The organism is Actinocorallia aurantiaca (assembly GCF_039533685.1).
Classification (GTDB): Bacteria; Actinomycetota; Actinomycetes; order Streptosporangiales; family Streptosporangiaceae; genus Actinocorallia; species Actinocorallia aurantiaca.
This window is the reverse complement of record NZ_BAAATZ010000019.1, coordinates 195,271-218,515: the sequence shown is the minus strand read 5'-3', so window position 1 is coordinate 218,515 and position 23,245 is coordinate 195,271. Positions and strand designations below refer to the sequence as shown.

General features: G+C 71.1%; 24 protein-coding genes and 1 pseudogene. 13 read left to right on the top strand and 12 right to left on the bottom strand.

Annotated features, from left to right (window positions below):
* Window positions 1-53 precede the first annotated feature (53 nt).
* On the top strand, window positions 54-782 hold the full coding sequence (locus tag ABD327_RS23180; RefSeq protein WP_344452741.1) for a GntR family transcriptional regulator: 729 nt from the start codon (window positions 54-56) through the stop codon (window positions 780-782).
* Window positions 783-801: 19 nt separating this feature from the next.
* Here ABD327_RS23180 and ABD327_RS23175 read toward each other — a convergent pair whose 3' ends face one another.
* The 4 genes from ABD327_RS23175 to ABD327_RS23160 form a co-directional block, all read right to left on the bottom strand.
* Window positions 802-1,263 carry a nuclear transport factor 2 family protein gene (locus ABD327_RS23175; RefSeq protein WP_344452740.1) on the bottom strand — a complete coding sequence of 154 codons (462 nt, stop codon included), beginning with the start codon at window positions 1,261-1,263 and terminating at the stop codon, window positions 802-804.
* A gap of 18 nt (window positions 1,264-1,281) precedes the next feature.
* Window positions 1,282-2,445, bottom strand: coding sequence for a thiolase family protein (locus tag ABD327_RS23170; RefSeq protein ID WP_344452738.1), 1,164 nt, complete (start codon window positions 2,443-2,445; stop codon window positions 1,282-1,284).
* Window positions 2,446-2,456: 11 nt separating this feature from the next.
* A complete protein-coding gene (locus ABD327_RS23165) occupies window positions 2,457-3,218 on the bottom strand; it encodes an SDR family NAD(P)-dependent oxidoreductase (RefSeq protein WP_344452737.1) in 762 nt (253 codons plus the stop codon).
* Between the two features lie 72 nt (window positions 3,219-3,290).
* Window positions 3,291-4,787, bottom strand: coding sequence for an AMP-binding protein (locus ABD327_RS23160; protein WP_344452736.1), 1,497 nt, complete (start codon window positions 4,785-4,787; stop codon window positions 3,291-3,293).
* A 67-nt stretch (window positions 4,788-4,854) separates the two neighbouring features.
* Here ABD327_RS23160 and ABD327_RS23155 point away from each other — a divergent pair, with 67 nt between their 5' ends.
* From ABD327_RS23155 to fabG, 3 genes are read left to right on the top strand one after another with little or no spacing between them, the layout of a single operon-like run.
* A complete protein-coding gene (locus tag ABD327_RS23155) occupies window positions 4,855-5,307 on the top strand; it encodes a MaoC family dehydratase (protein WP_344452735.1) in 453 nt (150 codons plus the stop codon).
* Window positions 5,308-5,355: 48 nt separating this feature from the next.
* Complete coding sequence (locus ABD327_RS23150) at window positions 5,356-6,570, top strand: acetyl-CoA C-acetyltransferase (protein WP_344452734.1); 1,215 nt, start codon at window positions 5,356-5,358, stop codon at window positions 6,568-6,570.
* Between the two features lie 32 nt (window positions 6,571-6,602).
* Window positions 6,603-7,346, top strand: a complete 744-nt coding sequence (fabG, locus tag ABD327_RS23145) for a 3-oxoacyl-ACP reductase FabG (protein WP_344452733.1) — start codon at window positions 6,603-6,605, stop codon at window positions 7,344-7,346.
* A 3-nt stretch (window positions 7,347-7,349) separates the two neighbouring features.
* On the opposite strand, the gene ABD327_RS23140 is transcribed toward fabG, so the two are convergent.
* A complete protein-coding gene (locus tag ABD327_RS23140; RefSeq protein WP_344452732.1) occupies window positions 7,350-7,775 on the bottom strand; it encodes a nuclear transport factor 2 family protein in 426 nt (141 codons plus the stop codon).
* 131 nt (window positions 7,776-7,906) lie between these two features.
* On the opposite strand from ABD327_RS23140, the gene ABD327_RS23135 reads away from it, so the two are divergent.
* The 3 genes from ABD327_RS23135 to ABD327_RS23125 are packed head-to-tail and all read left to right on the top strand — an operon-like array spanning window position 7,907 to window position 11,142.
* The gene (locus tag ABD327_RS23135; protein WP_344452731.1) at window positions 7,907-9,253 is read left to right on the top strand and encodes an ABC transporter substrate-binding protein; all 1,347 of its coding nucleotides are present in this window, start codon (window positions 7,907-7,909) and stop codon (window positions 9,251-9,253) included.
* A gap of 31 nt (window positions 9,254-9,284) precedes the next feature.
* Entirely contained in the window at window positions 9,285-10,415 is a 1,131-nt protein-coding gene (locus tag ABD327_RS23130; protein ID WP_344452730.1) for an acyl-CoA dehydrogenase family protein, read from the top strand.
* Window positions 10,416-10,419: 4 nt separating this feature from the next.
* Window positions 10,420-11,142, top strand: coding sequence for an enoyl-CoA hydratase/isomerase family protein (locus ABD327_RS23125; protein ID WP_344452729.1), 723 nt, complete (start codon window positions 10,420-10,422; stop codon window positions 11,140-11,142).
* Window positions 11,143-11,165: 23 nt separating this feature from the next.
* Here ABD327_RS23125 and ABD327_RS23120 read toward each other — a convergent pair whose 3' ends face one another.
* Complete coding sequence (locus ABD327_RS23120; protein ID WP_344452728.1) at window positions 11,166-12,119, bottom strand: GlxA family transcriptional regulator; 954 nt, start codon at window positions 12,117-12,119, stop codon at window positions 11,166-11,168.
* Window positions 12,120-12,265: 146 nt separating this feature from the next.
* Between ABD327_RS23120 and ABD327_RS23115 the strand changes: the two genes are divergently transcribed.
* Entirely contained in the window at window positions 12,266-12,895 is a 630-nt protein-coding gene (locus ABD327_RS23115) for an isochorismatase family protein (protein WP_344452727.1), read from the top strand.
* A 72-nt stretch (window positions 12,896-12,967) separates the two neighbouring features.
* Here the strand turns inward: ABD327_RS23115 and ABD327_RS23110 are convergent, their stop codons facing one another.
* Window positions 12,968-14,065, bottom strand: a complete 1,098-nt coding sequence (locus ABD327_RS23110) for a glycoside hydrolase family 113 protein (RefSeq protein ID WP_344452726.1) — start codon at window positions 14,063-14,065, stop codon at window positions 12,968-12,970.
* 164 nt (window positions 14,066-14,229) lie between these two features.
* On the opposite strand from ABD327_RS23110, the gene ABD327_RS23105 reads away from it, so the two are divergent.
* The 3 genes from ABD327_RS23105 (at window position 14,230) to ABD327_RS23095 (ending at window position 17,016) form a co-directional block, all read left to right on the top strand.
* Window positions 14,230-14,859 carry a TetR/AcrR family transcriptional regulator gene (locus tag ABD327_RS23105; RefSeq protein WP_344452725.1) on the top strand — a complete coding sequence of 210 codons (630 nt, stop codon included), beginning with the start codon at window positions 14,230-14,232 and terminating at the stop codon, window positions 14,857-14,859.
* A 98-nt stretch (window positions 14,860-14,957) separates the two neighbouring features.
* Window positions 14,958-15,419, top strand: a complete 462-nt coding sequence (locus ABD327_RS23100; RefSeq protein WP_344452724.1) for a hypothetical protein — start codon at window positions 14,958-14,960, stop codon at window positions 15,417-15,419.
* Between the two features lie 85 nt (window positions 15,420-15,504).
* Complete coding sequence (locus ABD327_RS23095) at window positions 15,505-17,016, top strand: ArnT family glycosyltransferase (RefSeq protein ID WP_344452723.1); 1,512 nt, start codon at window positions 15,505-15,507, stop codon at window positions 17,014-17,016.
* 15 nt (window positions 17,017-17,031) lie between these two features.
* Here the strand turns inward: ABD327_RS23095 and ABD327_RS23090 are convergent, their stop codons facing one another.
* Window positions 17,032-17,712: a dienelactone hydrolase family protein gene (locus ABD327_RS23090; RefSeq protein WP_344452722.1), complete on the bottom strand. Its 681-nt coding sequence runs from the start codon at window positions 17,710-17,712 to the stop codon at window positions 17,032-17,034.
* Between the two features lie 161 nt (window positions 17,713-17,873).
* Complete coding sequence (locus ABD327_RS23085; protein WP_344452720.1) at window positions 17,874-18,506, bottom strand: NADPH-dependent F420 reductase; 633 nt, start codon at window positions 18,504-18,506, stop codon at window positions 17,874-17,876.
* On the opposite strand from ABD327_RS23085, the pseudogene ABD327_RS23080 reads away from it, so the two are divergent.
* Window positions 18,435-18,878 (top strand): annotated as a pseudogene (locus ABD327_RS23080) (winged helix-turn-helix transcriptional regulator); the annotation flags it as partial. The gene ABD327_RS23085 and the pseudogene ABD327_RS23080 overlap by 72 nt on opposite strands.
* A gap of 141 nt (window positions 18,879-19,019) precedes the next feature.
* On the opposite strand, the gene ABD327_RS23075 reads toward ABD327_RS23080, so the two are convergent.
* Window positions 19,020-19,766 carry an SAM-dependent methyltransferase gene (locus ABD327_RS23075; protein ID WP_344452719.1) on the bottom strand — a complete coding sequence of 249 codons (747 nt, stop codon included), beginning with the start codon at window positions 19,764-19,766 and terminating at the stop codon, window positions 19,020-19,022.
* 190 nt (window positions 19,767-19,956) lie between these two features.
* Complete coding sequence (locus ABD327_RS23070) at window positions 19,957-20,955, bottom strand: zinc-dependent alcohol dehydrogenase family protein (protein WP_344452718.1); 999 nt, start codon at window positions 20,953-20,955, stop codon at window positions 19,957-19,959.
* A gap of 220 nt (window positions 20,956-21,175) precedes the next feature.
* Here ABD327_RS23070 and ABD327_RS23065 point away from each other — a divergent pair, with 220 nt between their 5' ends.
* Complete coding sequence (locus ABD327_RS23065) at window positions 21,176-21,439, top strand: ArsR/SmtB family transcription factor (RefSeq protein ID WP_344452716.1); 264 nt, start codon at window positions 21,176-21,178, stop codon at window positions 21,437-21,439.
* 46 nt (window positions 21,440-21,485) lie between these two features.
* Here the strand turns inward: ABD327_RS23065 and ABD327_RS23060 are convergent, their stop codons facing one another.
* A complete protein-coding gene (locus ABD327_RS23060; RefSeq protein WP_344452714.1) occupies window positions 21,486-23,225 on the bottom strand; it encodes a class I adenylate-forming enzyme family protein in 1,740 nt (579 codons plus the stop codon).
* Window positions 23,226-23,245 lie beyond the last annotated feature (20 nt).

The window sequence follows — 23,245 nt, the reverse complement described above, 5'->3', positions numbered from 1 at the left end:
ATCACCCAGGGTAATGCATACTTGATTTAATACTCAGACAAAAGGGGTTCTCCGTGTCAGCAGACACAGCGGCCGCCGCCGGCGCCTCCCTGCCTCCCCCCGGGGAGGCGATGGTCCGCCGCAGCAGCGGAGAGCAGGCCGCGCTCTACATCCGCAGGCTCATCTTCGACGGCCGGCTCCGCCAGGGAGACCGCGTCCCCCAGGATGAGATCGCCCGGACGCTGGGCGTCAGCCGCATCCCGGTGCGCGAGGCGCTGCTCTCGCTGGAGCGGGAGGGCTGGGTCACCATCCGCCCGCACCGCGGCGCGTTCATCGGCTCCCTGGACGAGGCCGCGGTGCGCGACCACTACGCCCTCTACGGGCTCGTCTACGGTTTCGCCGCGCAGCGCGCCACCGAGCGCAGCACCCCCGAGCTGGTCTCCCGGCTCGGCGCGGTGTGCGACCGCCTCGACGGCGAGGACGACCCGGCCGCCGTCGCCCGCCTGAACCGCGAGTTCGACGGCCTCATCATGAAGACGGCCAGCTCCCCCCGCCTGCGCGCGGTACTGCGCGCCATGGTCGGCATCGTCCCGGGCAACTTCTTCGCCCTGGTCCCCGGCGCCGTCGAGGTCGAGCGCGCCGGCAGCAGGACCGTCCTCCAGGCGATCGCCGCCGGTGACGGCGGGGCCGCCGCCGGGGCCTACGCGACCATGCTCCAGCGCCAGGGCGACCTCGTCGCCGACCTCTTCAAGAGCCGCGGCCTGTTCACCGCCCGCGACGAGGCGGGCGCGGGCGGCCGCTGAGCCCGCCTCGTCGCGGCCCTCAGACCTCGCCCGTGACGTCCACGATCCACGACAGATCGCCCTCGGCCAGGGTGTCCTGCCAGTTCGGGGGCGCGCCCGCCATGAGGGTGCCCAGGTCCCAGTAGTCGCGCCACAGGGTGATCACCCCGTCCCGGACGTGCTGGACCGAGACGAACGGCAGGGTGACCCGCTCCCCCGTCGGCCAGTGCCAGTGCTCCTCGTGCTCGGTGACGACGGTCCCGCCGGAGGCGACGACCTCGGAGCGTCCGTGGTCGTATCCCGCCAGCCGGTCCAGGCCCAGGCGCAGCCGGGCCTCGATCCCGGCGGGGCCGCGCGCCGCGGCGGCGGGCCCGGTGGGGACGTCGTAGTAGACGGACTTCTCATCGAAGAAGGTGCGCAGCAGCGCCCAGTCGCGGGCGTACAGGGCGGCCCAGAACCGCTCGACCAGCGCGCGGGCCTCGGCCGTCTCGGAGTCGTTCACTTCGTCGTCCCTTCGGGTTCAGAGGGCTTCCAGGATCAGGGCGGAGCCCATGCCGCCGCCCGCGCACATGGAGACGCAGCCCAGGGCGGCTCCCCTGCGGCGCAGTTCCCCGATCATCGTGACGACCATGCGGGCTCCGGTCGCGGCGATGGGGTGGCCCAGGCCGCAGCCGCTGCCGTTCACGTTGACGCGCTCGTGGTCGAGGCCGAGTTCCCGGCTGCACGCCACCGCGACGGACGCGAACGCCTCGTTGATCTCGAACAGGTCGATGTCCGACAGCTTCAGGCCGCCGCGCTCCACCGCCTTGGGCACCGCCAGGGTCGGGGCGAGTCCGGTGCGTTCGGGGGCGACTCCCGCCGACGCCCAGGAGACGATCCGGGCCAGCGGGTTCAGGCCGTGCGCGCGGGCGTAGTCGCCGGAGACGACGACGAGCGCGGCGGCGGCGTCGTTGAGCCCGGCGGAGTTGCCCGCGGTGACGATCGCGCCTTCCAGTTCGGGGTGCAGCACCGGGAGGCCGGCCAGCCGCTCCATCGTGGTGCCGGCGCGCGGGTGCTCGTCGGTGGTGAAGAGCGAGCCGTCCGGCAGGACGACCGGCACGGTCTCGTCGGCGAACCTTCCCTCGGCGACGGACGCCGCCGCACGCAGGTGGGAGTGCATCGCCCACTCGTCGGCCTGCTCCCGGGTCACCCCGGCCAGCCGCGCGGTGTTCTCCCCCACCGTCAGCGGCATGTCCCACGGCGGGGCGAGCTCGGTGGCGGGGTGGCTCGGCGACATCCACCTCTGGTAGTCGCGGGCCGACGCCGGGGTGGACTTGAGCGTCTGCGGCATCGAGCTCAGGCTCTCGGTCCCTCCCGCGATGACGGCCTTGTCCATGCCCGCCAGGATGGAGCCGGCCGCGATCTGCACCGCGCTCAGGCCCGCCGCGCAGTGCCGGTTGTCGGCCATCCCCGGCACGTGCTCCAGCCCGGCCTTCACCGCCACGTACCGTCCGATGACGCCGCCGCCCTGCAGCGACTCGGCCAGCACCAGGTCGTCGAAGTCCTCCACGGGCACCCCGGAGCGCTCGACGGCGGCGGTCACCGCGGTCTCGGCCAGGGCGAACGCGTCGACGTCGACCAGGGACCCCTTGTGGGACCTCCCGATCGGCGTCCTGGCCACGGCGACGATCACCGCTTCGCTCATGGTGTCTCCTTCTACTTGGGGGCGAAGCGCTGGCCGCCGTCGAGGCGGATGGTCTGGCCGTTGAGCATGGGGTTCTTGATGATGGACTCCGCCAGCCAGGCGAACTCCACCGGCAGGCCCGCCCGGCGGGGGAAGGCGGCGTCCTTGGTGAGCTCCTTGACGATCTCCTCGGGTGCGCCCTCGAGGAGGCCGGTGGCGAAGAGGCTGGGGGCGATGGCCATGACGCGGATGCCGAGGCTGCCCAGGTCGCGCGCCATCGTCAGGCTCATGCCCGCGATGCCGGCCTTGGCGGCGGTGTAGGAGACCTGGCCGATCTGGCCCTCGAACGCGGCGATGGAGGCGGTGTTGATGATGACGCCGCGCTCGCCGTTCTCGTCGGGCTCGTTCTTGCTCATGTTCCAGGCCTGGAGCCGGTTGAGGTTGAACGTGGCGATCAGGTTGAGCTCGATGATCCGGCGGAACTCGGCCAGCGGCAGCGGCCCGTTCCTGCCGATGGTGCGCTTGCTGGTGCCGCCGCCCGCGGTGTTGACGGCGATGTGGATGGCGCCGTGGGCCGCGAGGACGGCGTCGATCGCGGCCTCGGTGCCCACCTCGTCGGTGACGTCGCAGGGGTGGAAGCTCGCGCCCAGGGCCTCGGCGGCCTCGGCGCCCCTGCCGTTCGGGAGGTCCACGATCGCGACGGTCGCACCCTGCCCGGCCAGCAGTTCGGCGGTGGCGCGGCCCATTCCGGACCCTCCGCCGACGATCACTGCCACTTTCTTCGCTGCGTCCATCCGAAGCCTCCGGCTCTCCTGGCGATCACAAAAATAATCATTGATATAATAGACATCTCGGGTGAGACGGGTTCAAGGGCGGGCGGCTCGAACCTCCGCCTCCCGCCTGAGCAGGAGCTTGTCCACCTTGCCCGCGCCGTTGAGCGGCAACGACCCGATCCGCCAGAGGGTGCGCGGGACCTTGAAGCCCGCCAGCCTGTCGCCGCAGTACGCCACCAGCTCCCCTGCGTCGGCGTCGCCGACCACGAACGCGGCGGGGACCTCGCCCAGGCGCTCGTGCGGGATGCCCACGACGGCGGCGGCCTGCACCCCCGGATGCCCGCCGAGGACGTGTTCGACCTCCGCCGGGGAGACGTTGAGACCGCCCACGATCAGCAGGTCCTTGAGCCGGTCGACCACCCGCAGGCGGCCCTCGCCGTCCCGCTCCCCCAGATCTCCGGTGCGCAGCCAGCCGTCCGTGAACGCCGCGGCGGTCGCCTCGGGGTCGTCGAGGTATCCGGCCATCAGGCCGGGGCTCCGCACGAGGATCTCGCCGGGGCCGTCGACGGCGTCGATCCTCACCTCCACGCCGGGGATGGGCGTGCCCGCGCTCGAAGCGACGACCTCCACCGAGTCTCCCCTGCCGGTCATCGTGCACACTCCCGAGGCCTCGGTGAGCCCGTAGGCGGTGAACACGTGCGGGATGCCCAGCCGCTCCCGCAGGCCGCGGACCAGGTCGGGAGGCACGACCGCGGCGCCGGTGACCGCGACCCGCACTCTCCCCGAGGGCATGTCCGGCTCGGCGAGCAGCGCCTGGAAGAGCGCGGGCGGCCCCTGAAGGACCGTGACGCCTCCCTCCGCCACCAGCCCGGCCAGGGCCTTCGGGTCCAGGACGGGCTGGGGCAACGCCGTCGCCCCCGCCACCGCGCAGGCCAGCAGGCCGGTCTTGTGCCCGCCGATGTGCGCGAACGGCGCCACCACCGGATACCCGTCCCCGGCGCGCAGACCGACGTTCGCCACCCAGCTCCGGGTGGTCTCCACCATCCCGCCGTGCCGCAGCAGCACTCCCTTGGGCAGCCCGGTCGTGCCCGAGGTGTACTGCACGTGGCTGATCCTCCCGGCGTGAAGAGCCGCCATCCGGCGGTCGGTCTCCTTGCCGGAGAAGGCGTTCCCCTCGAGCAGCCGCACGACGGAGAGCACCTGCGGAGCGCCCGCCTCGACCGCCGCGGCGGCCAGGTCGCTCCCGTCGACCTCGCCCCCCGCGACGACGGCGCGGCAGCGCGACCGGACGATGACGCCCGCAGCCTCGGAGGCCGTGTACCGCGTGTTGACCGGCACGACCCGGGCCCCGGCGCACAGGATCCCGTAGGAGGCGACGGCCCACTCCCATCCGTTGGGAAGCCAGACCGCCACGGCGTCGTCCTCACCCACGCCGGAGGCGGCCAAGGCTCCGGCGACGGTCCGCGCGGCCTCCAGCAGCTCCCCGTAGGTGAAGCGGGTTCCGCCGTCGAGCAGGGCGGGCGCGGCGATCGGGGCGCGTTCCAGGACGCCGGGCAGGGTCTCGGGAGGGGCGAGGGGGCTGGAAGGCATGAGCGCACCTTAGGCCGGAGAACAGCTTTTGATATATTCTCTTAAATATTTTATGAGAGGAGAAGCCATGCGGGTGCTCAACGGCGTGGACGAGATCCGGGCCGCCATCGGCGAACACCTCGGCCACAGCGGATACCGCACGGTCACCCAGAAGGACATCGACACGTTCGCCGAACTGACCGGCGACGACCAGTGGATCCACGTGGACGCCGAGCGTGCGGCGCAGGGCCCCTACGGGCGCACCATCGCCCACGGCCTGCTGACCCTGTCCCTCGGCCCGAAGCTCGTCCGGGAGATCTACCGGATCGAGGGCATGAAGATGGGCGTCAACTACGGCTACGACCGCATTCGGTTCCCCTCCCCCGTGCCCGTCGACTCCAAGGTCCGGGTCGGTGCGGAGATCGAGGACGTGGAGGACGTCAACGGAGGGCTGCTCGTCCGGCTCCGCTTCACCTGGGAGGTCGAAGGGGCTTCCAAACCCGCGTGCGTCGCCTCCATGCTGTTGCGTTACGTCCTTTAAAGCCGGATTTATCTGGGGACGACCCCAGACCCCCGAAGGAGACGCCATATGCGTGAGGCCGTCATCTGCGAACCCGTACGCACCCCCGTGGGCCGTTACGGCGGAGCGTTCAAGGACGTCCCCGCCGTCGAGCTCGCCGCGGCGGTGCTGCGCGGCCTGGTCGACCGCACCGGGCTGACGTCCGCCGACATCGACGAGGTCTTCCTCGGCCAGTGCTACCCCAACTCCGACGCCCCCGCGATCGGCCGGGTCGCAGCGCTGGACGCCGGCCTGGACGTGTCGGTCACCGGCCTGCAGGTCGACCGGCGCTGCGGGTCGGGCCTGCAGGCCGTCCTCAACGCCGCCATGCAGGTGCAGACCGGAGTGAGCGAGCTGGTCGTGGCGGGCGGCGCGGAGAGCATGAGCTCCGCCGCCTTCTACACCACCGGCATGCGCTGGGGCGTGCGCGGCGCGTCCCTGGAACTGCACGACGGGCTCGCCCGCGGCCGCGTCACGGCGGGCGGGAAGCACCACCCCGTACCCGGCGGGATGCTGGAGACCGCCGAGAACCTGCGCGCCGAGTACGGGATCTCCCGCACCGAGCAGGACGAGCTGTCGCTGCGCTCGCATCAGCGGGCGGTCGCGGCCCAGCAGGCCGGAGTGTTCGCCGAGGAGATCGTCCCCGTCACGGTCAGGACCCGTAAGGGCGAGACGACGGTCGACGCCGACGAGCACCCCCGTGCGGACATCTCCTTGGAGGCCCTGGCGAAGCTGAAGCCCGTCCTGGGCCGTCAGGACCCCGAGGCCACGGTGACGGCCGGCAACGCCAGCGGACAGAACGACGGCGCGTCGGCCTGCGTCGTCACCCACCGGGAGAACGCCGAACGGCTCGGGCTGCGCCCCTTGGCCCGCCTGGCGTCCTGGGCCGTCGCCGGGGTGCCGCCCAGGACGATGGGCATCGGGCCCGTCCCCTCCACCGCGCTCGCCCTGGAGCGGGCCGGGCTGAAGCTCAGCGACATCGACCTGATCGAGCTCAACGAGGCGTTCGCCGCCCAGGTGCTCGCCTGCACCCGGGAGTGGGGCTTCGGCGACGCCGACTGGGCGCGCACCAACGTGCACGGCTCGGGCATCTCGCTCGGGCATCCGGTCGGCGCGACGGGCGGCCGGATCCTGGCCACCCTGCTGCGCGAGCTCGACCGCAGGCAGGGCCGCTACGGCCTGGAGACCATGTGCATCGGCGGCGGCCAGGGCCTCACCGCCGTCTTCGAACGCATCGAGAGCTGACCCGCATCCGAGACACAGGAGAAGGAGGTCCGATGGACCTGCTGGAAGGACGCTCCGCGATCATCACCGGCGCGGCCCAGGGCATCGGCCTGGCCATCGCCCGGGTCTTCGCCGGGGCGGGAGCCCGCCTGGTGATCGCCGACATCGACGAACAGGCGGCGAAGGACGCGGCCGAGGAGCTGGTCGCCGGGGGCGCGACGGTGCTGCCCGTGCGCTGCGACGTCACCGACGAGGACGGCGTCGAGGCGATGGTGGCGGCCTGCGCCGCGGAGTTCGGCTCGGTGGACGTCCTGGTCAACAACGCCGGCATCACCCGTGACGCGACCCTGCGCAAGATGACGGCCGAACAGTTCCGCCAGGTCATGGACGTGCACCTGTTCGGCACCTGGCTGGGCATGAAGTACGCGTCCCTGAAGATGCGCGAGCAGGGCAACGGCTCGATCGTCAACATCTCCTCGATCTCCGGCAAGGTCGGGCTGGTCGGCCAGACGAACTACAGCGCCGCCAAGGCCGGGATCGTCGGCATGACCAAGGCCGGGGCCAAGGAGCTCGCGCACCTGGGCGTGCGCGTCAACGCGATCCAGCCCGGCCTGGTGCGCACCGCGATGACCGAGGCGCTGCGCCCCGACATCTGGGCCGAGAAGCTCGCCGGCGTCCCGATGGGACGCGCGGCCGAACCCGAGGAGGTCGGCCGCGTCGCCCTGTTCCTGGCCAGCGACCTGTCCAGCTACATGACCGGCACCGTCCTGGAGGTCACCGGCGGGCGGCACATGTAACGGTCAGCCCGGGGTGATGAGGCGTTCGGCCAGTTTCCAGCCGTGTTCGGTACGAAGGAAGGTGTCCCGGTAGGCGCCCATGGATCGCAGGGTGGGAGTGGTCGCGGTGTCGGTGAAGAACTGCCAGTAGGACTCCGCGACCGCCCGGTCCCCGTCGACGGCGACCGCGATGGTGCTGATGAGGTGGCGGGTGCGGGAGCCGGGGCCGGTGACGCCTTCGGCCCGGCGGGCGGCTCCTGCGGCGACGATCTCCTCGCGGCCGTTCTTGACGGGGACGCCGGGCATGTCCCAGCGGGCGTCCTCGGTGAACAGCTCTCCGTACGCGGCCAGGTCGCCCGTGTCGGAGCCCTGCGCGATGCGGGCCAGGACGTTGCGGATCTCCAGCTCGTCGGCCGCGCCGTCCCGTGTCCTGCCGTCCGTCGTGCCCATGGGCCACACCTTTCCGGTTCGCGGCGGATCTTCGTCCGCCCCTGCTTGTCGCAAAATGGATTTTATATATAAGTTGGGGTCGCGTGTCCCAGTGAACCGCCGCCACCCCCGGCGGCTCGAAGGAGGTCCCGATGTCCGACCAGGACTCCCCGCGCTACGCCGAGCGCCTGTTCCCCGCCCCGGTCGACCACGGAATCGCCCGGGAGGACCGGGCCGCGGCCACGGTGCGGTCGGGCACCGACACCGAGGCCGGAGCGCACGAGAACGAGCTCTGGTACCAGGGCAGCGGGCGGATCGGCGAGAAGGCCGTCGAGTCGATCGTCATCTACCCTCCGACCCACGGCATGGCCACCCAGGGCGACCCCTTCGAGCCCGTCAAGATCGGCCTGCTCATCGACATGGACCTCGGCCAGCTGCTGGCCGACACCATCGACCCCATCATCCTGGCCGTCGAGGACGCGCTCAACGAGGGCGTCTACGACCGGCCCGTGGAGATCGTCACCGTCGACGCCCGCGGCCTGCCGCGCGAGAACTACCTGAAGGTCCACCACGGGTACCAGAAACTCGTCGACGCGGGCTGCGTCGTGGTGATCGGCCCGTTCATCTCCGACAACTCCGTCAACCTGTGCGACAAGGTGAACGAGACCGGCGTCGCCTGCATCGGCTGGACCGGCACCACCCGCTTCGCCGGCGAGTACTGCTTCACCGTCGCCAACGGCGACATCCCCACCGAGGGCGCGATGGCCGCCGACTGGTGCTTCCAGAACGGGTACCAGAAGGTCGGGTTCTTCTGGGAGCAGGGCTCCTCCGGCGACCTGTACTCCGACTTCTTCCGCGACTACGCGCGGCGGTACGGGCTGGAGATCATCAAGGAGGTCTGCCTCGGCCCCAACCCGCGCAACTTCCAGCAGCAGCTGGAGACCATGCGCGACCAGGGCGCCCAGACCATCGTCTACATGGGCTACGGCTACTCCACCTTCCACTTCGCCAAGGCCTTCAAGGCCCTGGACTGGGATCCGCCCCGCTTCATGGGCACGGCGTTCATGTTCTACTCCAACTCCAACGCCTGGGCCGAAGGTCTCGAAGGGTGGCACGGCGTCGACCAGCTCGGCGAGGACGGCGCCAACCCCAACTACGAGGCGATGATGGAGCGGTTCGAGGCCCGCTTCGGCCGCACCAGCCGCAACGTCGTCGTCGCCCTGTCCTACGACAGCGCCCGCGCCGCGCTGCACGGCATCGCGGGCGCGCGCATCGCCACCCCCAAGGAGGTGAAGCTCGGCCTGGAGAAGATCAAGTGGATGCCGTGCACCAACGGCGGCCCCGGCTGCTACATCACCTTCGCCGAGTACGACCACCGCGGCTACAAGGGCGACTTCCTGACGATCCGCGAACTGCGCGGCGGCGACCTTCACTTCCGCGGCTACCACCGCCCGCAGTGGCCTTCCAACACCGGCTCCCCGCTGCTCAAGCAGAGCTGATCCCGTCCCGCACCGCCCCAGGGGAGAGCACATGGACCTGACCTTCAGCCAAGAGCAGGAGGAACTGCGCGGCGTCGTCCGCGCGTTCCTGCGCGACGTCTCACCGGAGGAGGAGGTCCGCCGGCTCATGGAGACGCCGAGCGGACACGACCCGGCCGTGTGGACGAAGATGAGCGACCAGCTCGGCCTGCAGGGCCTCGCCGTCCCCGAGGACCTCGGCGGTGCGGGCGCGGGCCCGCTGGAGGTCGGGATCGTCGCCGAGGAGCTGGGCCGGGCCCTGTCCGGCGCGCCCTTCCTGTCGACGTGCGTGCTGGCCGTCCAGGCGATCCTCGCCGCCGACGACCCCGGCTGCTCCCGCGAGCTGCTGCCGGGCATCGCCTGCGGCGTCACCGTCGCGACGGTCGCGTTCAGCGAGCCCGGCCGCCCCTGGGACTCCCCCGCCGAGGACACCGCGGTCCGTCACGTCGACGGCCGCTGGCTGATCGACGGCGCGAAGGAACTGGTGCTCGACGGCGCGCACGCCGACCTGATCCTCGTCACCGCACGCGGGGATCAAGGCGTCGGCCTGTACGCCGTCAGCGGGGACGCACCGGGCCTCACCCGGACCCTGTCACCCGCCCTCGACCCGACCCGCAAACTGGCTCGCCTGGAGTTCGCCGGCACCCCCGCGCATCCCGTCGGCCCCGGCGACGCGGGATCCCGCATCCTCTCCCGAACGCTGGACCACGCCTCCGCCGCCCTCGCGGCGGAGGCCGTAGGGGTCGCCCAGTTCCTTTTGGACCTGGTGGTCGCCCACGTGAAGGACCGCGTCCAGTTCGGCCGGCCCATCGGTGCCTTCCAGGCCGTCCAGCACGCCTGCGCCAACATGTACGTGGAGGTCGAGTCGGCCCGCGCCGCCGCCCACCACGCCCTGTGGTCCGCCGCCGCGAACTCCCCCGAACTCCCCCTGGCGGCTTCCCTGGCCAAGTCCTGCTGCACCGACGCCGCCATGCGCGTCGCCACCGAGGCCATCCAGCTCCTCGGCGGCATAGGCGTCACATGGGAACATCCCGCACATCTGTACTTCCGTAGGGCGAAGAGCTCACAATTGCTCTTCGGCGACACCGATCAGCACCGCGACGCGCTGGTCCGCCGCCTCGACGCCCGACTGACAGGAGCCTGACGAGATGGTGCTGGGAATCCACGACGACGCCAGGGTCCGCACCCTGACCTTCCGCCGCCCGGAAGCCGCCAACTCCTTCAGCGAGGAGCTCTACCGCGCCACCGCCGCGGCCCTGGACGCCGCCGCCGCGGACGACTCCGTCTCGGTCGTCGTCCTCACCGGCGAGGGCAAGGTCTTCTCCGCCGGCACCGACCTCAAGGAGATGGCCGCGATCGCTCAGGCCGTCGCCTCGGGCGACGCCACTCCCGAAACCGGCAAAGGCTTCCAGATCCTCATGGACGCCGTGGTGAGTTTCCCCAAGCCCCTCCTGGCTGCGGTCAACGGCCCCGGCATAGGCCTGGGCCTGACGATCCTCCCCCACTGCGACCTCGCCCTCATAGCCGAAGGCGCCAAGCTCAGCGCCCCCTTCACCACCATGGGCGTGGCCCCCGAAGCCGCCAGCAGCTACCTCCTCCCCCGCTACCTGGGCCCCCAGAAGGCCAACCTGGTCCTGCTGTGGGGCCACTCCCTCACCGCCGAGGAAGCCGTGGAATCGGGCCTGGCCCTGCGCGTCTGCTCCCGGGACGAGGTCCTTGAGGAAACCCTGGACCTCGCCCGAGAACTGGCAGCCAAGCCCCTCGCTTCTCTTCTGGCCACCAAGCGCGTCATCACCGAGGCCCACCGCGAGGCCGTCCTGGCCGCCCGTGCCCGCGAGGACGCCGCCTTCTCGGAGCTCCTCAAGGGCTGAAGCGGAACGCCTCGACCGCAGGATCAGCCGCTCTGACCGCTGAATCGCCGACGGTACCGTCCTGGAGTCGTGGCATAGCGGGCGTTGAAGTTCTGCCGGAGGGTGACCTCGCTGCCGAATCCGCAATGGGAGGCGATGCGGTCGACCCCCCACGAAGTGGTCTCGAGAAGCTCCCGTGCTTTGTCGAGACGTTGATCGAGCACCCATCTCGCGGGGGTCGACCCTGTGGACTCGCGAAAGCGGCGCACGAAACTGCGCCGGCTGAGGCGGGCCCGCTCGGCCAGGGCGTCGATGTGCAGGGGTGTGTCGAGATTGCCGAGGGCCCAGGCCATGACCTCCGCGATGGGCGTGTCGGATCCGGCCCGCGGGACCGGGCGTTCGATGTACTGCGCCTGCCCGCCCTCACGATGCGGGGCGACCACCATGGCGCGTGCCAGGCGGTTGGCGGCGGCCGCGCCGAGGTGCTTGCGGACGAGGTGGAGGCAGGCGTCGAGGCCGGAGGCCGTTCCCGCGGACGTCATCACGTCTCCGTGGTCGATGTAGAGCACCGAGGTGTCCACGGCGATATCGGGGTGCCGCGCCGAGAACCGCTCCATCGCCGCCCAGTGCGTCACCGCGGAACGTCCCGCCAGCAGCCCGGTGTCCGCGACCGCGAACGCCCCCAGGCAGAGTCCGGCGATCTCCGCCCCGCGGGCATGCGCCCGGCGCAGATGACCGACCAGGTCCGCGTCCGCCTCGGGGAGCGACTCGGGCCACGAAGGCATGATCAGTATGTCGGCCCCGTCGAGGGCTTCCGGACCCTCGACGGGGCCGAGGGTGTGCCCCTCGGAGGTCTTGACGGCCCCGCCGTCGGCCGACCAGAGGACGGTCGTCCACTCCGGTGCGATCCCGAGCCGGTCGACCTCGGTGAAGACGAGCTGGGGCACGGACAGATGGAACATCGTGATGCCGTTGAAGGCGTGGATGGCGATCCTCATGTGCCGCTCCCGGTTTGGCCCGATCTCATCATTATCGTGCCTGTGGGCCACTCGTGGTGCCGGGAACGGTCGGCGAGGATCGTCGGTGGGTTCCCGCGCACCCGGTGCCGGATCCCGCTTCCCGAACCCCCGGACAGGAGGACGACATGACCAGCCCGCGCCGCGCGCTCATCGTCATCGACGCTCAGCAGGAGTACTTCGACGGGCCGCTGACCATCCAGCACCCGCCGCGGGAGGCGACGGTGGCCGCCATCGTGGACGCCGTGAACGCCGCCGTGGCGGCCGGCATCCCCGTGGTCGCGGTCCAGCACACCGCTCCCGCCGAATCACCCGTGTTCGCCTCGGGGTCCGCCGGCTGGCGGCTGCACCCCGAGGTCGAGCGCGCCGTCCAGGGCGCGAAGAAGATCGAGAAGCGGTTCAGCAGCGTCTTCCCCCAGACCGGCCTCGCCGAATGGCTGCGGGACCAGGGCGTCGACACCGTCACCTTCGCGGGTTACATGACGAACAACTGCGACCTCGCGAGCGTCGTCGACGCCGAGACCCTCGGTTTCGAAGCCGAGGTCCTGTCCGACGCGACGGGCGCGATCCATCTGGCCAACGCGGCAGGCAAGGTCTCGGCCGGGGACCTGCACCGGACGCTGATGGTCCTGTTCCAGTCCAGCATGGCGGCCGTGGCCACCACCGGGGAATGGCGGAAGGCCCTCGAGTCCGGAGCCGCGCTCGAGAAGAGCAACCTGGTCGTCTCCGCCCTCGACGGGCTCCAGCAGCACTCCTGAGAACCAGCCGCGAACCTGGTCGTGCACGGGATGCCTCCCTTCCTGGCGCAGGGGCCGACCAGGCGCTCCTGGTCAAGGACCGACGTGGAGGCGGGACGGGCCACCGGCCGCTCGAGCCGGATGCCCGCTCGCACCATCGCGGGCGGCGGCTCTCGCGCGGCCGTAGGCGGCGAGAGCGTGGAAGGCGGCTTTGGGTTCCCAAGGCAGGCCCGGGTGGGTGGTTCCCGTGGTGCCGGGCTCCAGGATCTTGACGATGCCGAAGCTGGCGGTGTCGAAGTCTCGGTCGGGGGTGGCGGAGGTGGGCAGGTCGCGGCGGGCGAAGGTGTTGACGAAGGCCGTGTCCACGCCCGCTTCGTCGTAGAGGTCGAGGAGCTCGCGTATGTAGGCGGCCTGTTCCTGTTCGTCTCGGGTGACGGGGGTGGTGAGGCGGACTGGGCGGGCGTGGTCGTCCCACTCGATGATGGACTCGCCGCGTCCGCCCAGGGCTGCGGCTCCTCGGTGGGTGGTGCAGCCGAACTCGGTGACGGCGAACGGTTTGGGCTGCGAGGTCTGCTCTCGCAGACGGTCGCCGAAGTCGGGCGGGGTCGTGGCGTCGCGGTAGCCGGCGTCGGTGGCGACCACGTCGAACACCGACCAGTCCACGCCTTCGAAAGGCAGGGAGGCGTAGCCGACCGGGCCGTCGAAGCGGGCGCGTACGGCGGAGACGGCCCGGGCCAGGAAGGCGTTGACACGGGTCGGCAGGAGGGGGAGCTCGGCGCGCATGCGCTCGGGATCGGCCAGGAGCGCCAATCTTTCCTCGAAGCCGTCCCCTGGGAGGAAGCCGCGGGTGAAGAGGCTGATCTCGGAGCCGGTGAGGAAGACGACCTCGGCGCCCTCCCTTCGCAGACGCTCGGCGCGTTCGGCGCCGTCGGAGAGGAACGCCAGGAGTTCGTCCCGGGTGAGGCCGTTGGTGAACGGGCTGTACCAGACCTCCAGGCCGGCGTCGGCCGCGTGGCGTGCGGCCGTCTCGAGGCGGTCCGGGTCCCCTCCGGTGACGCGGACCGCGTCGCAGTGCAGTTCGTCGCGGATGACCTTCATCTCGCGACGTACCGCGTCGGGGTCGTAGGGCTCGTGGGTGGTGGTTCCGGCACTCGGGAAGCCGGTGTCGTAGGTGAGACCGTGGGCGCGCATCAGGACCTCCCTGCGGGTCGGGGCGGATCATCCGCCCGCCATTTAAGGTACTCAACGTACCCTAAATGGCGAGGGCTCGACCTGGACCCAAGGCCTACAGGCGCACGGGGCGTACCCTGGGCCACGATTCGAGTTCGCGGGTTCTGAAAGGCGAGGGGCACGGCATGGCAGCCGCCGAGGAGGACGTTCGGCACGGTGGGAGCACTCCCCTGCGGCGGCGGGGCCCGGCGCTCGAGCAGGCGATCCTCCAGGCCGCGGCGGACGAGCTGCGGGAGTCCGGTTACGCGGGAATGACCATGGACAAGGTCGCCCGGCGCGCCTCCACCAACAAGAACACCATCTACCGCCGCTGGCCGCACCGCGCGGCGCTCGGCGTCGCCGCGTACCGCCACCTGGCCGAGGCGCAGATCTCGGTACCGGACACCGGCACCCTGCGCGGCGACGCGCTGGCACTGCTCGGGCAGGCGAACGCGACCTGGTCCTCGCCGCAGGGCGCCCTCCTGAGGGATCTCCTCGCCGCCGTCGGCGACGATCCTCGGCTCCTCGGACTACTACGCGAGCAGGCCGACGGCAGCGCCATGGACGCGGCCTGGCTGACCCTGCTCAGCCGCGCGGTGGCACGGGGCGAGGCACCGCCGGAAGCCGTCCACCCTCGCGTGGCCTCGCTGCCGATCGCCCTGCTGCGCGGCGAGTACACGCTCCGGGGAGCCCCCTCGGCCCCCGACACGGTGCTGGCCGAGATCGTGGACGAGGTGTTCCTCCCGCTCGTCCGGGGCCGCGCCCCGAGCCACTGAATTTCCCGGGCCGGCTTCTCGCTCTTGAAGGTCTTGAACCCACCGTCTCAGAAAGAACAGGCCGACGGCCCCAGCGACAGATCGGTAGCCTTCCGGATATGACGGAGGATTTTCCGGCCACCGCCGCGCCGACCATCGAGCGGCGCCTGACTTGGACCCCCATCCTGCCCCTTTTGGCGGGCTTCAGTGTGATGGGCGTGGCAGCCGGCGGTTATGGCGTGTACCTCGCGTCAGGGCGGCTGCTCTCGATCGCGCTCGCTCTCGCGGCGGCGATCGCCTTCCTGGTGGCGATGACCGTGCGGAGCCGCACCATCGTCGCCATGGACGGCATCCGCGACCTGCGCCCCTTCGCCCCGGAGGTCTTCATCCCCTGGAGCGAGGTCCAGGAGGTCGTAGTGACCGCTCAACCCCGGCGCACCGTCAAGGTGATTCAACGCGGAAGGCGCTGGGGCAGGACGCTGTCGGCGATTCGGGACGGGGACGTCGCCCCCGACGGCCTGGGCTTCGACGAACTGATCGCCGTGATCAGGCACCGCGCCCATCACAGATGGTCCGGCTGACCGCTCCGAGCACGGGACGGCCAGCCGCCGTCCGGGTTCGGACAGGCGCCTCACAGGCCGGTTATCAGCGACATAAGGTACGCACATGCCGGAGCCCGCTGGTCCGCAGGAGCGGGAGCCCGGCGTGCCGCCGGTCGTGTGGCGGCCCGTCCTGGCGATGGCCGCCGTGCTGGGCACGGTGCTGCTGATCCTCTCCGCCCGGTACGGGTACCACCGCGACGAGCTGTACTTCCGGGCCGCCGGCCGACACTTGGACTGGGGATACCCCGACCAGCCTGCACTGGTTCCGCTGGTCGCCCGCGCGATCACCGGGCTGTTCGGTGACTCGCTGGTCCTGCTGCGAACCCCGTCCGCCCTGCTGACCGCGGCGGGCGTGGTGCTCGCCGCGCTGACCGCCCGGGAACTGGGCGGAGGCCGGCGCGCCCAGCTCCTCACCGCCGGGGCGTACGCGGTGTGCCCTTTCATCGTCGCCGTCGGGCACCTCTTCTCCACGGCCACCTTCGACGTGTTCGCCTCCACCGCGCTGGTGTGGCTGGTGGTCCGGTGGACGCGCATCCGCGACGGGTGGTCGCCGCTCGCCGCCGGGATCGTGGCGGCCGTCGCGCTGAACGTCAAATACCTGGTCGTCTTCCTGGCCGCCGCGCTCGTGGCCGGGCTGCTGATCAGCGGGCCCCGGGACTTCCTGCGCCGCCCGGCCACATTCACCGGCGCCGCCGTCGCCGTGCTCGCGGCCCTTCCCGGACTGTTCTGGCAGGCCCGGCACGGATGGCCGCAACTGGAGATGTCCGACCAGATCGCCGCCGAGGCGGATTTCGGCGGGCGTCCCGGCTTCCTGCCGTTCCAGCTCGTCCTCACCGGCGTGGTGCTGTCCTGGCTGTGGATCCACGGTCTGTGGCGGCTGTTCCGCTCACCCGACCTCGCACGCGTCCGCTTCCTCGGCTGGACGTACCTGCTGCTGGCGCTCGTCTTCCTGGTCACCGCCGGAAAGCCGTACTACCTGGCGGGCCTGTGGGCGGCCCTGTGGGCGGCGGGCGCCGTCGAGATCGAACGCCAGGGAGCCCCGCGCGGCACGGGATGGGCGGTCTCCGTCCCGGCATACGCCATCACCGGCATCACCACCGTCCTGACCACCCTGCCCGTGTACCCGGTCGACCTGCTGGCCCGCACCCCGCAGCCGTACATCAACGCGGACGCGGCCGAGACCGTCGGCTGGCCCCGGCTCGTCGCCGAGGTGGCCCGAGTGCACCGCTCGCTGCCCGAGGACGAGCGTTCCCGAGCCGTCATCATGACGGTCAACTACGGCGAGGCCGGGGCGATCGACCGCTACGGCCCCGCCCTCGGCCTGCCCCGCGCCTACAGCGGCCACAACGGCTACCGGTACTTCGGGCACCCCCCGGACACCGGAGGCCCGGTCATCTTCGTGGGCGCGGAGAGCGCGTCCGGCCTGCTCCGCTTCTGGACGGACGTCACCGTCGCCGGCCGCGTCGACAACGGCGTCGGCCTCGACAACGAGGAGCAGGGCGCGGCCGTCTGGATCTGCCGCGGCCCCCGAGCCCCCTGGCGGGAACTCTGGCCGCGACTCGCCCACCTGAGCTGAAGCCGCCTCCAGCTCTCAGACGGGACCGGATTCCCTCTCGAGAAGGTGGCGGACGAAGAAGCGCTGTGAGCTCTCCAGTTCGAATGCGGGCACGCCCACGTGGCGTCCGGGGTTGGCATGGAGCGCCTTCTCGCGGGAGGCGAAGGCGTCGAAGAGCGCGAGGCCGGATTCGCGCGGCACCAGTTCGTCGTCCCACTGCAGCAGGAACTGAACCGGGATGGTGATCCGGGCCGCCGCTTCGACCAGTGCTTCACGGCCTGTGAGGCCGAAGACGGCGGCGATGATCCTCGGTTCGGCCACGGCGAGCGGCACGCCGATCGCGCTGCCCATCGACACTCCCCAGAAGCCCACCGGCCCGCCCGTGCCGATGTCGTCGAGTCCCTGAAGGGAGTCCAGGGCCGCGCGCCACTCGGGAACGGCCCGCACCGCCAGCGAGGTGTTGTAGTCGGCGATGAGAGAGCCGACCGGCTTGCCCGCCGCCCTTTCCCTGATACCCGCGGCGAACCGTTCGTCCTGCTCGGTCCTCGGACGGTCGCCGTGTCCGGGCGCGTCGAGGGCCGCCACTGCGAAGCCGCACGAACTCACGTAGTGACGGGCCCTCGCCACGAGGCCGGAGGCCTTCTTGTGCTGGCCGCCGCCGTGGCCCAGCAGCACCAGAGGACGGCCACCGGTGGCCTCGGCGGGCGACCAGAGCACGCCCGGAATGCCATCGATGTCGAAGAGACGTTCCGAGACGCCGTTCGAAGTCGTCCCCGAGGCGAAGCGCATATGTTCCTTACCTTTCGGATGCCTACGTGCTCCCGGACTCCAGGAGGGAACCACGGGTCGGCGGCTGCATTCCACTCATGGTCGCGGTGTCATTCGACTCGAGGGATCGCGGAGTTCGGGTCGACGCCGGAGAAGGCCAGGCCGATGACGAAACCCGCCGCCTCCTCCAGTTGGCGGGCGCGGGTCAGGGGGCCCAGCACCGCGGGGACGCCGCCCAGGTCACGGACCAGATCGCCGACCGTCTTCAGCGCGGACGGGTCGTCGCCGCACATCGCGACGGTCACCGGGGGCCGGGCCGGGTCGGCGGGAGCCGTCCATTGCGCGGAGGGGAACAGGTGGAGGGCCTTGACGACGCGGGCGCCCGGGGCGAGGGCGGCGATGCGTTCGGCCATCGAGTCGGCGCCCGTCAGCAGGACGCCCACGCCGTGCTCCACGGCGTTCGTGGGGTCGATGAGCGGTGTCCCTTCGAGGATGCCTTCGGACGCTCCGGCGCTGTGCAGGATGTCCGCGGCGCCCGTCCAGGTCACGGCGAGCAGCACCGCGTCCCGTCCGGTGGCCGCTTCGCGGGGAGTGGCGGCGCGTGCTCTCGCGCCCAGGCGGTCTGCGACCTCCTTCGCCTTGGCGGACGACCGTCCCGCGATCGTCACCTCGTGTCCGGCGTGCGTCCAGGCGGCGCCGAGAGCCTCGGCCAGGTTTCCGGTTCCCAGGATTCCGATGTTCATGGGGGAACGGTAGGCAAAGCGATACGCACCGATCGGTGCGCGACGAGATGCGAGCATGGGCCGGTGAGTGAGTGTCATGAGCTGGTGGCGGACTGCCGGTTGCGGGCGGCGACGGAGCTGTTCGCGCACACGTGGGATCCGGTCGTGCTGGCCGCGCTCCGGCAGGGGCAGCGCCGCAGGCACGAGCTGCGTTCGGCGATCGGGGGGATGAGCGACAAGGTGCTCACCGAGACACTGCGGCGGCTGGTCGCGAACGGGCTCGTGGAGCGGCGCGGGTACGCCCAGGCGCCGCCCCGCGTCGACTACCGGCTCACCGGCCTCGGGCGGAGTCTCGTGGACGGACCCATGGCCGCGTTGGCCCGATGGGTCGCAGAGCACGGCGACGAACTGTTCGAGGCGCAGGAGGCCGCCTCGACCGGCTTATCGGACCTACGCCGAATCGAGAACCGACCACGGTGGACCGGCCAGACGTCTTCAGGACGGACGGCCTGGCCGGTCCACGGGATGCGGCCGTCAGCGACGCATCAGGGCGAACACTCCCCAGCCGAGGTACTCCCGTTCGTACCGGGTGTAGCGAGCGGGCTCCGCGGAGAGTTCCGCGCGCAGCTCGGCGGCCAGCTCGTCATAGGGGTTCCGGTCCAGCCAGCGGCGGATGTTGAGCCATTGCGCCGCCTTGTACCGGTCCCAACTGTCCTGGTCCGCGAGCATCATCTCGACGATGTCGTAGCCCAGTTCACCGAACTGCCCGATGAGCTCGGGAAGGGGCAGGAAATCGCTCCTGATCCCGGCGTAGCAGGCTTCGACGGTTTCCTGGTCCGGAGGATCCCGGCGCCAGTACGGATGGCCTATCAGCATCATGCCGCCGGGCCGGAGGCTGCTCTGCAGCAGCTCGACCGTGCCGGCCACCCCGCCGCCGATCCACGTCGCGCCGACGCACGCGGCGAGGTCGACGGGTTCGGCGGCGACGTATCCCGCGGCGTCGCCGTGGAGAAAGACCACCTGGCCGTCGACACCGAGCTCGACCGCGCGGGCACGGGCCTCGGCGGTGAACTCGGTACTGATGTCCACTCCGGTCCCGGTGATCCGGTGGTCGCGCGCCCAGGTGCATAGCATCTCGCCCGAACCGCTCGCCAGATCGAGGGCCCGCGTCCCCGGCGCCAGGTCCAGCGCCTGCCCGAGGGCGGCCAGCTTCTCGCTGGTGAACGGGTTGTGGATGCGGTGGCTGCTCTCGCGAATGGTGAAGCTACGTGGAAGATCCACTCGTGGGGTTCCTTACGTCCGATGAGGTCATGACGTTCCTGAAGGACGGCCGGGAAAAACCGACCGCAGCTGCCCGGACCCTCATCGAACACACTCCTCGAAACGCGGACTCGAACCTGGAAGCGAAGTTAGGAGTACTCGGCCGGTCATGTCCACTGGATTTCCCGAGGCCGGCGGGCGCGGACGGCGGTCAGTGGTCGACGGTGACGACGATCTTGCCCATCTGGGTGCCCGCCTCCATGTAGCGGTGCGCCGCGACGATCTCGTCCAGGTTAAAGGTGCGGTCCACGGTGGGCTGGAAGGCGCCGGTGCGCAGGCCGGAGGAGACGAACGCCTCTGCCCGGCGAAGGCGCTCCGGATCCCTGGTCGTCTCGTGCATGGTGTAGGTGCGTATGTTCAGTGCGGGCATACCGAGGTCGAATCCCGGGTAGGGAGTCTCCTGGCCGCTCACCGCCCCGTACAGGAAGAGCGTGCCGCCGGAGGCGACCGCCTTGGCCAGGTCCACGACACCGGGGCCTGCGACGGCGTCGAAGACGAATTCGGCGCCCCTGCCCGCGGTCAGGGCGAGCACGCGGTCGGCCACGTTCTCCTCGTCCGTGACGATCACTTCGGCCGCCCCCGCCTCGAGCAGCGCGTCCTTCTTGACGCGGCTCCGCGTGGTGGCGACGGGCACCGCGCCGACGCGTCGGGCGAGCTGGATCGCGGCCAGGCCGACGCTGCTGGAGGCGGCGGTGAGCACGACCGTGTCCCCGGCCCTCATCCCGCCGACCTCGACCAGCGCCCCGTACGCCGTCACGTAGGGCATCCACACCGCGGCGCCCTCGACCGCACCGAGCCCGTCAGGGCGGTGCACGACCGCGGCCGCGGGAACGATCGCACGCTCGGCGTAGACGGAGTAGTCGTTCATCGAGAACGCGGGCACCACGCTGACCGGCCGGCCGACCTCGAACCCCGTCACGCGCGCGCCGACCGCCTCGACCACTCCTGCCGCCTCAGCGCCGAGCCCGGCGGGGAACTCCTTGACCGGCTCGATGTAGTGGCCGCTGCGAAACAGCACCTCGGCGCGGTTGAGGCCGATCGCGTCCACTCGGATCGACAGTTCGCCGGGACCGGGTTCACCGACCTCCACGTCCTCCAGCCGCAGCACCTCCGGCCCGCCGTACTCATGGAATCGCACCGTCTTGGCCATCACGGATCACCCTTCGACAGATGACGGCGACACGACCGCACCGCCGCGCCCCACCCAAACCCAAAGTACGATCACTGTCAAACTTTGATGCTCATGGTACTTTGACGGGCGTCACAGGGCACGGGCAGGAGGTCGACGGTCGATGACGGCAACGCGGCGGAAGAGCCAGGGCGAGCGCGTCCCGGACCATCCGGACATTCACACAATCAGCCTTCAGCAGGTGCTCGATGCTCTGGTCGACCCCGTACGCCGCCAGATCGTCGGCGAACTGTACGCCGCCCGCCAGGACCTCGCCTGCGGCACGATCGACCTGCCGGTCAGCAAATCCACCGCCACCCACCACTTCCACGTGCTCCGCGAGGCCGGCCTCATCCGCCAGTACTACGTCGGCACCTCCCGCATGAACGCACTGCGCCGCGACGAGATCGACGAAGTCTTCCCCGGCCTCCTCGACGCACTGGTGGCCCGGCACGGCCGAGAATGATCCGCCGAAGCGGGAACCCGGCCTCACCGGTGCGGCGACGCCGTCTTCAGGGAGTGCCGGGCTCCTCTTCGAGGTGGCGTTTGAGGACCTTGCCGGTCTCGTTGTAGGGCAGGGCGTCGCGGAACTCGATGAAGGCGGGGACCTTGAAGGAGGCGAGCCTCTCGGCGGTCCAGGCGCGCAGGTCGTCCTCGGACGGGGGCTCCGCGCCGGGTTCCAGGACGACGAAGGCCTTGACCTGCTGGCCGAGGATCCGGTCGGGGACGCCGATGACGGCGGCGTCGGCGATCGACGGGTGTTCGACGAGGCGGTACTCGATCTCTATGGGGTAGATGTTCTCGCCGCCGCGGATGATGAGGTCGCGCATGCGGCTTTCGAGGTAGAGGACGCCGTCGATGACGCGGCCGTAGTCGCCGGTGCGGTACCAGCGGTCCTCGGCGAAGGCCTCGGCGGTGGCTTCGGGGTTGTTCCAGTAGCCGAGGAAGACGCCGGCGCCGCGGATGTGGATCTCGCCTACCTCGTTCTCGGCCGCGGGGACGCCGTCGGGGTCGCGGACCTGGACCTCCATGGTGGGGGCGGGCGCGCCGACGGACGCGGGGTGGCCGTCCATCTCGGGGCCGTTGAGGAAGGTGCCGCCGCCGGTCGTCTCGGTCATGCCGTAGCCGTTGGTGATCTGGACGCCGGGCATCTTCTCCTCGAAGAGGCGCAGCAGTTCGGGGGCGAACGTCGAGCCGCCGCTGCCGATGACGGCGACCTGCCCGGTGCTGTACTTCTCGAAGTCGGGATGGGTGAGCATCTTCCAGAAGTGCGTCGGGACGCCGTGCCATTGGGTGAGCTTGTACTTGTCGGTCAGCCTCAGGGCGCGTTCGGCGTCCCAGCGCCCCGGCTCGGGGAAGACGAGGCGGGAGCCGAACGACGGGGCGATGACCAGGGCGGGGCCCACGCCGGAGACGTGGAAGAACGGGTTCGAGCAGATCGACGTCCGCTGCACGTCCGGCGGGATCTGGCGGTACCTTCCGCCGCCGTTGACGACCACGACGGCACCGCCGAGTCCGCCGAACAGGCCGAAGTGCACGAAGTTGCGGTGGGAGAGCGTCGCGCCTTTGGGCAGGTTCGTGGTCCCGCTGGTGAACAGGACGGCGGCCGGGTCGTCCTCGGCGATCTCGACGTCCGGCAGGCCGCGGGCCGGGTCGTGGACGGCGAGGGCGGCCTCGTGCAGGTCCTTCAGGGAGACGAGGGACCCGCCCTTGGCGGCGAACTCCGTCTGGCCGAGGCGTTCCAGCGGGCGGCCCAGGCCGAAGACGGCTGACGGTGCGGTCAGGGCGATGCCGTGGTCGAGTTCGGCAGGGGCCCACCAGCCGTTGAGGCCGACCATGACGGCGCCGAGCGAGAGGGTCGCCCAGAACGTCAGGAGGTATTCCCTGCCGTTGGGGGCCGCGACGGCGACCCTGTCCCCCTTGCCGACGCAGTACCGGGACGCCAGGACCTCGGCGTAGGCGGCGGCGAGGGAGCGGGCCTCGCCGTAGGTGAGCGTCTCGGGTTCGGGGCCGTCGAAGACGCAGTACTCGGTGTCGGGACTGCGCTCGGCCGCTCCGGCGAGCACCGCGGGCAGGTGCGGGGCGCGCTGGACGAAGACCTCGACGGGCGTGCCGAGCACTTCCTCGGTCGTCCGCTCGAACGGCCCGCCCGGGCCGCACAGCAGGCTCCGCATGTCCTCGCTCAGCGACCGGTCGGCGGTCCAGCGCAGGGTGGAAGGGGAGGCCGAACGGCCCGGGACGGTTTCGGTCACGAGATCCTCCGGGGGTGGGA

Coding starts and splice junctions, on each gene's coding strand:
- ABD327_RS23070 (WP_344452718.1), bottom strand. CDS start 20,955: ATGGCCAAGACGGTGCGATTCCATGAGTACGGCGGGCCGGAGGTGCTG.
- ABD327_RS23140 (WP_344452732.1), bottom strand. CDS start 7,775: ATGGGCACGACGGACGGCAGGACACGGGACGGCGCGGCCGACGAGCTG.
- ABD327_RS23115 (WP_344452727.1), top strand. CDS start 12,266: ATGACCAGCCCGCGCCGCGCGCTCATCGTCATCGACGCTCAGCAGGAG.
- ABD327_RS23120 (WP_344452728.1), bottom strand. CDS start 12,119: ATGAGGATCGCCATCCACGCCTTCAACGGCATCACGATGTTCCATCTG.
- ABD327_RS23160 (WP_344452736.1), bottom strand. CDS start 4,787: ATGCCTTCCAGCCCCCTCGCCCCTCCCGAGACCCTGCCCGGCGTCCTG.
- ABD327_RS23155 (WP_344452735.1), top strand. CDS start 4,855: ATGCGGGTGCTCAACGGCGTGGACGAGATCCGGGCCGCCATCGGCGAA.
- ABD327_RS23110 (WP_344452726.1), bottom strand. CDS start 14,065: ATGCGCGCCCACGGTCTCACCTACGACACCGGCTTCCCGAGTGCCGGA.
- ABD327_RS23095 (WP_344452723.1), top strand. CDS start 15,505: ATGCCGGAGCCCGCTGGTCCGCAGGAGCGGGAGCCCGGCGTGCCGCCG.
- ABD327_RS23130 (WP_344452730.1), top strand. CDS start 9,285: ATGGACCTGACCTTCAGCCAAGAGCAGGAGGAACTGCGCGGCGTCGTC.
- fabG (WP_344452733.1), top strand. CDS start 6,603: ATGGACCTGCTGGAAGGACGCTCCGCGATCATCACCGGCGCGGCCCAG.
- ABD327_RS23165 (WP_344452737.1), bottom strand. CDS start 3,218: ATGGACGCAGCGAAGAAAGTGGCAGTGATCGTCGGCGGAGGGTCCGGA.
- ABD327_RS23105 (WP_344452725.1), top strand. CDS start 14,230: ATGGCAGCCGCCGAGGAGGACGTTCGGCACGGTGGGAGCACTCCCCTG.
- ABD327_RS23100 (WP_344452724.1), top strand. CDS start 14,958: ATGACGGAGGATTTTCCGGCCACCGCCGCGCCGACCATCGAGCGGCGC.
- ABD327_RS23125 (WP_344452729.1), top strand. CDS start 10,420: ATGGTGCTGGGAATCCACGACGACGCCAGGGTCCGCACCCTGACCTTC.
- ABD327_RS23085 (WP_344452720.1), bottom strand. CDS start 18,506: ATGAACATCGGAATCCTGGGAACCGGAAACCTGGCCGAGGCTCTCGGC.
- ABD327_RS23170 (WP_344452738.1), bottom strand. CDS start 2,445: ATGAGCGAAGCGGTGATCGTCGCCGTGGCCAGGACGCCGATCGGGAGG.
- ABD327_RS23135 (WP_344452731.1), top strand. CDS start 7,907: ATGTCCGACCAGGACTCCCCGCGCTACGCCGAGCGCCTGTTCCCCGCC.
- ABD327_RS23150 (WP_344452734.1), top strand. CDS start 5,356: ATGCGTGAGGCCGTCATCTGCGAACCCGTACGCACCCCCGTGGGCCGT.